Origin of the sequence: Parvibaculum sp., assembly GCF_035325945.1 — a bacterium.
In the GTDB taxonomy this organism is placed as follows: Bacteria; Pseudomonadota; Alphaproteobacteria; order Parvibaculales; family Parvibaculaceae; genus Parvibaculum.
On record NZ_DAOKYX010000051.1, the window covers coordinates 1 to 9,466 of the forward strand.

Below are 9,466 nucleotides of genomic sequence, written 5' to 3' on the forward strand. Positions count from 1 at the left end.
GCCCAGGTAGCTCAGTTGGTAGAGCATGCGACTGAAAATCGCAGTGTCGGTGGTTCGATTCCGCCCCTGGGCACCATTCCCACTTTCATAGTCGTCCGCTGAAAGCCGAGCCGCATTCTTGCGCTGCTCCCCGCCTGTCCCGGCTTCTGGCATCATGATGGGCCGGCGGGCCTGTGCCGGAGCCGCCGCGCCAGATCATGCAGCATCCCGGCAAAGGTGAGGGCCCAGGCCAGAAGGGCGATGTAGAAGAAAGCCCGGGTCAGCCCGGCCAGGAAACCGAGCCCAATGGCCTGATCGAGTTGCCAGGTGCAGGCGGCATACATGCCGAGCGGAAAGACCGCTCCCCAATAGAGTGGATCGTAGCGCAGGGGAAAGCGCTGATGCCCGTGACGCCAGACCCCGAGCAGCAGCAGCATGGGGATCCACCAGCTGCCGGCCGCCCAGTAGAAGATGGTGAAGCCCTTGAGGAAGGGCGCCAGCGAGGCAAGGAGCGGCGCCTGTGGTGCGTTGAGGATCAGCAGCGATCCGGCGAGCGTCGAGATCGCCATGGCGCCCATATTGATCCAGTAGGGCGGTGTCAGCTCGTCGGGCGAGAGCCGGAAGAAATTATGGCGATAGAAGATCAGCGCCATCATCCAGATGTAGAGCATGCCGCCCCACAGCCATGTGGCGAGCGCGAGAAAATTGAGTTCCAGACGATAGGGCACGCCATTTCGCGCCGCCAGCAGAGCGCTTGTCACCGACAGGGCTTGCGTGGCCACCACCGCCAGCAGCCAGCCGCCATTGATGCCCTTGTCGAGTGTTGGCTTCTCGCGTCTGACGGTGAAGGCCACGAAGATGGTGTAGGTGAGGGCAAGCCACAGCACGGCGGTGAGAAGCCACAGGACTTTGCCCATGGCGGTGTCGCCTTGCAGAATCATGAACTGGCTGGCGAGGATGCCGGTGCCTGCGACGGCGGTGAAATAGCCGGGGCCGGTCGCATGGGCGAGCATGTCGCCGAAGAATTGCCGCGGATGACGCCAGGCGCGCAGCGCGTAAAGCGCGCATAAGAGGGCGTATTGCACGGTATTGAGGTGGAAAAGGGCCATGGCCAGCGGCCTGTGCCCCAGCATGAAGGCGGCTAGAGAGACGATGCCGGTGGCCATCACCAGCCCGAAATAGGCAGACGACATGCCCGCGAGGCCGGAACTCTCCTGCGTTGGATCCGGCCGGCTTCCAGAAGCCATTTCGTCACCCGATGCACTCATCACGAAGCCGTCTTTATGCAATCGGGGCCGTTCCGCCGCAACAGGCAGCCCGGCCCGCCGCGGTTTCGCGCCAGCGAGGCGGATCACGAAAGTGCGTATGCGAACCAAATGATCACCGCGATCAGGCCCGCCCACAGGACGAGCCCGACGATGATCGCCATCCACCAATAGATCGTGATGCCCTGATCGGAAGTGTGATTCTCCAGCCCGTCGCCCTTCTCGAGCGCATCTTCTGCCTTGTCGCTTTTTGCGCAGGCGATGCGCTTCAGCATTTCGCGTCCGTCTGGCCCGTTTCAAGGGACGATCGGCCCTGACATTAGGATGGGCGGCACAAACAGGCAATCGAAATGCCAGTTTTTGACAGGGCGCTGGTCTTGCGGACGGCTTCGAGGATGAGCACCTCGAAGAAAACCGTGCCGACAAACATGATGGCGACAAAGAGATGCAGGATGACAAGCGCGGAACAGGTCATGTTGGCGATGCCGTCTCCTTCCATTCCTCTTCGCGGACCCGTCCGCACATATATTCCGCAGACCGAATCCATGTGCTCAGTTCGTGGCTTGCCATTCGCTGAGCCGGACGAGATGGGGATCGTCGGCATGCCCGGTCAGCATGCGTGCCACGCGCGCCTGCCAGAGCGTGGCGAAGCGAAGCGCCTCGTCTTCATCAGCCTGTCCCGCCGCGACCCGGGGAAAGAGGCTCCCCATTTCGGGCGCCGCCGGCACGGGGCCCATGTCGAGATCGAGAAGGACGCCGCGGCCATTGTCGCGCCGCCGAAGCGCCAGAAGGCCGTCGATCGGCGCGGAGAAATGCAGGAGATCGCGGCGCGAGAAACGACGTGATGCGCCGATCCCGCCAAAGCCCGTTTCCGCCGCCGCGCCGGTCAGAAGCGTGGCGATGGCGGCAATGACGCCCGTCGTGCCCTGGTCGCGCGGGGCGCCCAGATAGACCTCGATGCCGCCGCGTTCGGGCATCTCTTCGCCATAGAGATGATGAAGGCCGCGGCGCACCATGAGATAGGCGCCGGCCACAGTGGGGCATGAATGGCCCGCCAGCTTCACGGCATCGGCATAGGTGTATGTGATCACGCCGCTCTTCGAGGCGCCGAGAAAGACGGCGAGCGGATCGCGCAGCGTGATGGTGGGCGTTTCGGCAAAGAAGGCGGGAAAGTCCATCCTGTCCTCCGGCATATGGGCGGGTGGCGCGCGCCACAATGCGGGCGGTCGGCGCCATAACAAGCATTTTTAATGCATATTTGTTTGACCGGCAATCCGGGGCGGCGCAGCATGGCCCGGCGCGACGATTTTTCTGTCTTCACCCCATCCGCGATCGAAACGACAGGAGCCGATCCATGAGCGACACTCTTTATCCGAATCCGACAAAGGCGCTTGCCGACAAGCGCCGCAGCCTGGCGCCCGATGCGGAAGCGGCCTTCCGGGCCTTCAGCGAGGTTGTTTTCAGGGATGGCGCCTTGCCGGGCAAGACCAAGCAGCTGATCGCGGTCGCCGTCGCCCATGTCACGCAGTGCCCCTACTGCATAAAAGGCCACACCAAGGCGGCAAAGCGCGCCGGAGCGAGCCCGGAGGAGATCATGGAAGCGATCTGGGTTGCGGCGGAAATGCGCGCCGGTGGCGCCTATGCCCATTCCAGTCTGGCGCTGGCGACGCTTGAGGAGCTTGAAGCCGCTCATTTGCATAAGGGGTCCGCGGGCGCATAAGGGGCCCGCAGGCTGAACCCCGTTGCCGGTCCTCCCGCTGCCTTCGCTATCGGGCTCTGCGCGTCACCGGCCGGCGGCGGCGAAAATCTCATCCCGTCGAGGCGCGATATTGAGCGCGACCTGCGGCTCGTCGGCCATCCACCAGCCCTTCTCGTTGAGGGAGTAGAAGGGCCGGTAATGGCTCATGAGCGCCATGGGCACGACTTGCGGCATCTGATTGTCGAGAAGGACGGTCGGCGCGCCTTGCTTGCGGACGGCGAGCACGGCGTGAAACATTTCGAGGTTGGTATCGTTAACGACGACGATGCGAAGATCGTCCGGCGAAAAGCCGAGCCGGACCAGCATGTAATATTTCGCGATCGCATAATCCTCGCAGTCGCCGCCGCGCGTCAGAAATTCCTTCGGCGTTTCCCAGTAGTCGGGCAGTCCCCAGTTCGCCCAGTCTTCGGCATAGGGGCGGGCGTTCGCCCATTTGTTGACGGCCTCGAGCTGCTGATCCTTCGGCAGTTTGCGCGTTTCCTCGATGAAGGCGTTCCAGCGCTCGATGGGGCAGTCCTGCCCGGCGGTGCATGCTGCTTTCGCGGGCTCGGACGCGGGCTTCGCGGCGGCAATGTCTTTCGCCGTTTGCGTCATGACCCGCTGCCAGCCGGGAAATATGGCGAAATCGGACGAGCCCGGCCCTTCGGCGAACAGTTCCGCAGCGCGCAGATCGCCCGTAAAGGCGCCAAGCGCCATGCCGGTGGCAAGAATGAAACCTGCGAGCCGCATGAGGGAATGAATCCGATTTGCCTCATGCGATTTTGCTGCTGGTGATATTAAGGCCGGGTTGCGTAAATCGTTCTGATTCTAATCATCCGCCGGAATCGGACGCTGCGTGTTGCGCGCGGCCGGCAGAAAGGACGAGCGAGTGCGAATTCGCGGGCTTTCCGGGATGCGGCGCGGCAAGGGGGCGCTCTGGGCGGGCGTGGCGATCGTTCTGGCCGCCCTGCTCGCCATCTGGTGGATCTTCTGGCTGGTGGGAAACCAGCGGGATTTCGAGCTTCAGCGCTGGAAAGACCGCCTCTCCGCCTCGGCTTCGGGCGTCAGCGGCGCGGCCGGAGAGTGGATGGCCGAACGCCAGCGCGCGTTGCGGAGCGCGGCCTCGAACCCGTCCGTGCAGATATACATGTCGGAGCTTGCGCTTGCCGGGGGCGATGGCAGCCGCGTGGCCGAGGGCGAGGCGAAGCGGGCCATCGTCGGCAGCTATGTCGCCTCGCTCGGGCTGCGTGCGCCCTTCGGTCCCGCAGGCGCTTCCCCTGCAAACCAGTCGGCAAGATCAGGCGGCGTGGCGCTTTTTGCCGCCGACGGATCGCTCGTCGCATCGAGCCCCGGCTATTCGCCTTCCTTCGAGGCGATCAAGGCGCGGCTCGCGGAAGTGAAGGCCGCGGGCGGGGCCCTGCCCGTTTTCGGGGACGGCGGCGCGGCGATGGCTTTCGTCGCTCCGGTCCCGGCAATGCAGGCCCAATCGCCGGATGCCACGCCGGTCGGCTACTTCGTCGCCGCCTCGCCTCTCGGCGAGGAGTTCTTCCGGGTGCTGGAGGCCAGAAGCGGTTTCGATGTGGGCGTCACGCTTCTCGACCGCAGAGCCGAGGGCACGTTCCGGCTCGACGGGCGCAATGGCGGGGAGGCGGCTCGCCTGCTCCGGCAGGACGCTAAGGGCGATGCCGGACTGCTGGAGGCGGCGGGCGCCCCGGGCACGCTGCAGGCCGGTCCAGGCCCTGACGGGCGGATGGCCTTGCTGGTCGCAAGTCCCGTCGCCGGTTCATCCCTTGTCGCCGTCTCCCATGTGGATGGCGAGCTTGCGCTTGGCGGCGTCACGGAGCGCCTCCGCACGCTTCTCGTGAGCCTTCTCTTCTGCCTTCTCGCGGTCATTGCCGGCGTTTTCGCGCTGTGGCGGCATGGCGTGAGCGTGAACGCCGTCGAGGCCGCGATTGTCGCTCGCGCGCATGCAGCCGCGCTTCAGCGCCGCGAGCGCATGTTGCAGATGGTCGCCGACACCTATCCGGGCGGCCTCGTCCTTGCCGACCGCGACAAGCGCATCGTCTTCGCCAATGCCCGCTTTGCCGGGGAGGCAGGGGCCGAACCGGCGCTGCTGGCAGGCAGGCCGCTCCGCGCGGCGCTGCCGGCGGAGATGGCGGACGCCGCCCTCCGCGCCGCCGAGCAGAGCGACCGGCAGGGGCGCATCGTGAATGTCGGCGAAATCCGCGACGCGGGCGGGCGCGCCCTCTCGGTGACGGCCGCTCCCTTCAGAGGCGGAGATGAACAGGGCGGCGCGCTTCTGAGCATCGACGATATTACGGATGCCGTGGAACAGAGGGAGAAGAAGGCGCGGTTCTACTGGGCGCTTACTGATCTTCTTCTCGATGCCATCGACCAGCGCGATCCGGGCGCGGCCGCTCATTCGCGTCGGGTGGCGGCGCTCGCTGCCGATCTTGCCCGCGCGTCTGGCGCGGGGCCCGAAGAAATCGAAACCGCGGAAATCGCGGGCGCCCTCCTCAATGTCGGCAAGCTCTTCGTCTCGGACGAATTGCTGACGAGGGCGGGCGCACTGGCGCCGGACGAAAGGCAGAAATTTTCCACAGGCGGCAGGAAGTGGTTGAATTTGCTGGCGCAAGTTCCCTTCGATCTGCCGATCGGCGCCGTTCTGAGCGAGGCGCATGAGCTGATGAACGGCATGCGCACTCTCGACGATCCGGAGCGGCCGGTCCGGCGCGAGGCGCGCATTATCGTTGTCGCTAATGGTTTTGTCGCGCTCGTCAGTCCGCGTACCTATAGAACGCAAAATTCGCCGGCCGCAGCCATCGCTGAACTGACATCTTCCGTGCTCATGGATCGTGAGACGGTGGAGGCGCTGCGCGAACTTGTCGCGGCCGGGCGGGATTCGGGCGCCGCGCCGTTAACCATGCGAAATTTTTAATCGAGTGTGGCCGTCTGGCCGCGAGCCTGTTGCGTTGCGATGACTCTGCTCCGGATTCATCCGCTAACTGCCTGATTCAAAAAAGATCGGTTGATTCGTCCACAGATGTTTTTCAGGCGACGCAAGTTCATGTCCGCCGGAAAGCAGGTCCGAGGTGCGACGATTCATTCGTCTACCCCCCTTGATCGTCAGCAATTCGCCGGGTTATCTGTTGAAACGTTAAATTTTTCTTAAATATTTCTCGAGGGGTCGCAAATTCTGTGGCCCGGACTTTCGGGGCTTGAGGGGCGGGGGAATGAAACTTCATCGCGTAGGCTGCGCCACCATCTTTGCTGTCGCGGGTCTTCTGTTCTCGGCCGGCGGCGTTTATGCGGTCGACATCAACAGCGCTGTCAATCCGAGCCGCGAAGGCGAAAGGTTGCGCCCGCAGCAGGAAGCGCCGTCCGTCGGCGTTCCGATCGAAATTCCCGCAAGCCCCGAACAGAAAGCGCCCGAAGGGGCCGCCGCGCATCGTTTCACGCTGACGAGCGTTTCCTTCGAGGGCAACGCGACGCTGCCTGACGCGACGCTCCAGGGCCTCGCCAAGGATTATATCGGCAAGGAGATCTCGCTCGCGCAGGTCTTCGAACTGGCGAGCCGCGTGACCGCCACCTATCGCGCGCAGGGCTACATTCTCGCCCGCGCCATCGTTCCGACCCAGCGCATCAATGACGGCCAGCTCCAGATCAAGATCGTCGAAGGCTTCATCGACAAGGTGACGATCGAAGGCGATGCGGGCGGCGCCCGCTCGCTCCTCGAGGAGCATGGCCGGCGCATCGCCGCGATCAGGCCGCTCACGGCGGAAGTGCTCGAGCGCGAATTGCTGCTCGCGCAGGATCTCGCCGGTTTCAGGATTCGCAGCGTTCTGACCCCCTCGGCGACGACGCCGGGCGCGGCCGATCTCACGCTGCTCGCCGAGCGCCATCCGTTCAACGCCTATATCGGCGTCGACAATCGCGGTTCCAAATATCTCGGCCCGATCGAGATCACCGGCGCGGTTTTCGCCAATGACGTGTTCGGCACGGCCGGCCAGCTCGGGCTGACGGCGGTGGTCGCGCCCCAGGGTGGCCCTGAGGTCGCATTCGGCGCGATCAGCTTCGACCAGCCGCTCAATGCTTCGGGCCTGCGCCTCTACACGATGCTCAGCCACACACGCACCGAGCCCGGCTCCACGCTGGCGCTGCTCGATACGCGCGGCCGCGCCACAACCTTCGAGGCGTCGCTCTCCTATCCCTTCATCCGCTCGCGTGACCTCAACGTCATCGTGCAGGGCGGGGTGACGAGCCGCGATTCCAAATCCGACGACGCTCTCGTGAAGCCGCTCTTCAACGACCATGTGCGGTCGGTCAATGCGGGTGTCTATGTGAACGCCCTCGACACACTGGGCGGCTACTCCACGCTGTCGGCGAGCTTCACGCAGGGTCTCGACGTGTTCGGCGCCTCCACCATGTCGGACGCCAATCGCTCGCGTCTCAATGCCGATGGCAAGTTCCATCGCGTCAATTTCGAGGTGACGCGCCTGCAGCCGCTCATCCCCGACGTCAATCTGCTCGTCGGCGCGATCGGCCAGACGTCGTTCGGGGACAGTCTTCTCTCTTCGGAACAGTTCGGCCTCGGCGGTCTCGTTTATGGCCGCGGCTACGACCCGTCGGAGCTGACGGGCGACAAGGGGCTCGGCGGCAAGGCCGAGCTGCAATGGAACGCGATCGAGCGGGCGGCTTTCGTGTCGGGCGTGCAGTTCTACGGCTTTTACGAAGGCGGCGCGGTCTGGCGGGTGCAGCCTCTGCCCGGCGAGAAGCAGCGTGAATCTCTCGCCTCAACCGGCATTGGCGTGCGTCTTGCAGCCTGGGACCGGGCAAAGCTCTCGCTGGAAGTGGCGAAGCCTCTGACGCGCAAGGTCGCGGCCGAGGGAGATCGTGATCCGCGTGTCTATTTCTCGATGGGTATGTCGTTCTGAGTTCTGCGTTCCGGTGTTGTGAAAGCAGATTGAAAACTCAAGCATTTATGAGGGGGTGGGCCGCGAGGCCCTGGCGTGAAATGGGAAACGATATCTTCAATCGTCGTAAGTTCAGCCTGCTGACTTCCACCGCATTGACGCGGCAGGCAGCCACGTTCAGCGCTCTCGGCCTCGCTTTCAGCGCCGGGTCCGCCTTCGCCCTCGATCCCAACGCCCTTCCTGTCGATCCGAACGTCGTCGGCGGCGCCGCCACCTTCAATCAGTCCGGCGCGACGCTGACAGTCAATCAGTCCACGAACCGAACGGTCATCGACTGGCGCAGCTTCGACATCGGCTCGAATGCGACAACGAATTTCGTTCAGCCCAATTCGTCCTCGATCGCCGTCAACCGCGTCAACGGCTCGGCCAATCCGACCGAGATCCAGGGCACGCTCAACGCGAACGGCCAGGTCTGGATCCTCAATCCGAACGGCGTGCTCTTCGGCAAGAACGCGCAGATCGACGTCGCCGGCATCGTCGCCTCGACCGGCAACATCAGCGTCCAGTCCTTCATGAGCGGCGACACGCGCCTCCAGCTTTCCGGCGCGGATGGCGGCTCGGTCACCAATGAAGGCGCGATCACCATTGCCGATGGCGGCCTTGCGGCCTTCGTGGCGCCGGCCGTCCGCAACAGCGGCGTCATTCACGCGCGCGTCGGCAAGGTCACGCTGGCGGCTGGCACGACCTTCACGCTCGATCTCGCGGGCGACCAGCTCGTCGAAATTGGCCTCGGGGCAAACAATGCGCTTGTCGACCAGTCCGGCCAGCTCATCGCCGAAGGCAGCACGGTCAATCTGACCGCGAAGTCGGCGAGCGCCGTCGTCGATTCCGTCGTCAACGTTTCCGGCACCGTTCTCGCTTCGGGCGTGCATGAGGATGGCGGCGCGATCGTCCTCACCGCCGACAACGTCACCACCACGGGCGACGCCGTGCTCCGCGCCGATGGCGGCACGAATGGCAATGGCGGCACGATCACGGCTTATGCCAACAAGTCCGGCAGCTATGACGGCACCTTCTCCGCGAAGGGTGGCGCGGAAGGAGGCAATGGCGGCGCCATCGAAACCTCCGGCAAGAAGGTCGAGATCGCCAGCACCATCTCGGTCAACACACTCGCGCCCAGGGGCGAGACGGGCAACTGGACAATCGACCCGGACGATCTGACCGTTACCGATGGCGCGAATGCGGGAGCGGTCGACCCCGATGCCTCGACCATCACCAATGGCACGGTGGTCAATCAGCTCCTGACCACGAGCGTCACGCTCGCCGCCAATAATTCGATCACGGTCGATGGCGCGATCAACAGCTCCGGTGCGGGCAATCTCGCCCTCAACGACCAGAACCCCGATGGCGATCTGACGATCAACCTCAACGCCACGATCAAGCTCGGCTCGGGCAAGACGCTGTCGGGCCAGGGCTCTGTGGTGAATGTCGCCAATTCCGGCTCGATCCAGAACGGCGTCGATGTGGCGAAGGCGGGCGGCGCGACCGTCAATGTCGCGGCGGGCACCTAT

At 64.4% G+C, this 9,466-nt stretch carries 9 protein-coding genes and 1 tRNA gene; 5 read left to right on the plus strand and 5 right to left on the minus strand.

Annotation, left to right across the window (positions count from 1 at the left end; translation table 11 throughout):
* Positions 1-76 (plus strand) — tRNA-Phe (locus PKA57_RS14565).
* A 76-nt stretch (positions 77-152) separates the two neighbouring features.
* On the opposite strand, the gene PKA57_RS14570 is transcribed toward PKA57_RS14565, so the two are convergent.
* From PKA57_RS14570 to PKA57_RS14585, 4 genes are read right to left on the minus strand one after another with little or no spacing between them, the layout of a single operon-like run.
* Positions 153-1,334 carry a tellurite resistance/C4-dicarboxylate transporter family protein gene (locus PKA57_RS14570; protein ID WP_324301820.1) on the minus strand — a complete coding sequence of 394 codons (1,182 nt, stop codon included), beginning with the start codon at positions 1,332-1,334 and terminating at the stop codon, positions 153-155.
* Positions 1,331-1,519, minus strand: a complete 189-nt coding sequence (locus tag PKA57_RS14575) for a hypothetical protein (RefSeq protein WP_324301822.1) — start codon at positions 1,517-1,519, stop codon at positions 1,331-1,333. The genes PKA57_RS14570 and PKA57_RS14575 overlap by 4 nt, the downstream gene beginning before the upstream one ends.
* A 44-nt stretch (positions 1,520-1,563) precedes the next feature.
* The gene (locus tag PKA57_RS14580) at positions 1,564-1,743 is read right to left on the minus strand and encodes a hypothetical protein (RefSeq protein ID WP_324301824.1); all 180 of its coding nucleotides are present in this window, start codon (positions 1,741-1,743) and stop codon (positions 1,564-1,566) included.
* Between the two features lie 52 nt (positions 1,744-1,795).
* A complete protein-coding gene (locus PKA57_RS14585; RefSeq protein ID WP_324301826.1) occupies positions 1,796-2,422 on the minus strand; it encodes a hypothetical protein in 627 nt (208 codons plus the stop codon).
* A 176-nt stretch (positions 2,423-2,598) separates the two neighbouring features.
* On the opposite strand from PKA57_RS14585, the gene PKA57_RS14590 reads away from it, so the two are divergent.
* Positions 2,599-2,964, plus strand: coding sequence for a carboxymuconolactone decarboxylase family protein (locus PKA57_RS14590; protein WP_324301828.1), 366 nt, complete (start codon positions 2,599-2,601; stop codon positions 2,962-2,964).
* A gap of 63 nt (positions 2,965-3,027) precedes the next feature.
* Here PKA57_RS14590 and PKA57_RS14595 read toward each other — a convergent pair whose 3' ends face one another.
* Positions 3,028-3,732: a transglutaminase-like cysteine peptidase gene (locus PKA57_RS14595; protein WP_324301830.1), complete on the minus strand. Its 705-nt coding sequence runs from the start codon at positions 3,730-3,732 to the stop codon at positions 3,028-3,030.
* 139 nt (positions 3,733-3,871) lie between these two features.
* Between PKA57_RS14595 and PKA57_RS14600 the strand changes: the two genes are divergently transcribed.
* The 3 genes from PKA57_RS14600 to PKA57_RS14610 form a co-directional block, all read left to right on the plus strand.
* A complete protein-coding gene (locus PKA57_RS14600; RefSeq protein WP_324301832.1) occupies positions 3,872-5,920 on the plus strand; it encodes an HD domain-containing phosphohydrolase in 2,049 nt (682 codons plus the stop codon).
* Between the two features lie 295 nt (positions 5,921-6,215).
* Positions 6,216-7,916, plus strand: coding sequence for a POTRA domain-containing protein (locus tag PKA57_RS14605; RefSeq protein WP_324301834.1), 1,701 nt, complete (start codon positions 6,216-6,218; stop codon positions 7,914-7,916).
* Positions 7,917-7,996: 80 nt separating this feature from the next.
* The coding region (locus PKA57_RS14610) for a filamentous hemagglutinin N-terminal domain-containing protein (protein WP_324301836.1) at positions 7,997-9,466 on the plus strand (1,470 nt) is incomplete at its 3' end.

Bases quoted from the DNA above. Each gene is read 5' to 3' on its own strand.
- PKA57_RS14575 (WP_324301822.1), bottom strand. From the start codon at position 1,519: ATGCTGAAGCGCATCGCCTGCGCAAAAAGCGACAAGGCAGAAGATGCG.
- PKA57_RS14580 (WP_324301824.1), bottom strand. From the start codon at position 1,743: ATGGAAGGAGACGGCATCGCCAACATGACCTGTTCCGCGCTTGTCATC.
- PKA57_RS14585 (WP_324301826.1), bottom strand. From the start codon at position 2,422: ATGGACTTTCCCGCCTTCTTTGCCGAAACGCCCACCATCACGCTGCGC.
- PKA57_RS14590 (WP_324301828.1), top strand. From the start codon at position 2,599: ATGAGCGACACTCTTTATCCGAATCCGACAAAGGCGCTTGCCGACAAG.
- PKA57_RS14595 (WP_324301830.1), bottom strand. From the start codon at position 3,732: ATGCGGCTCGCAGGTTTCATTCTTGCCACCGGCATGGCGCTTGGCGCC.
- PKA57_RS14605 (WP_324301834.1), top strand. From the start codon at position 6,216: ATGAAACTTCATCGCGTAGGCTGCGCCACCATCTTTGCTGTCGCGGGT.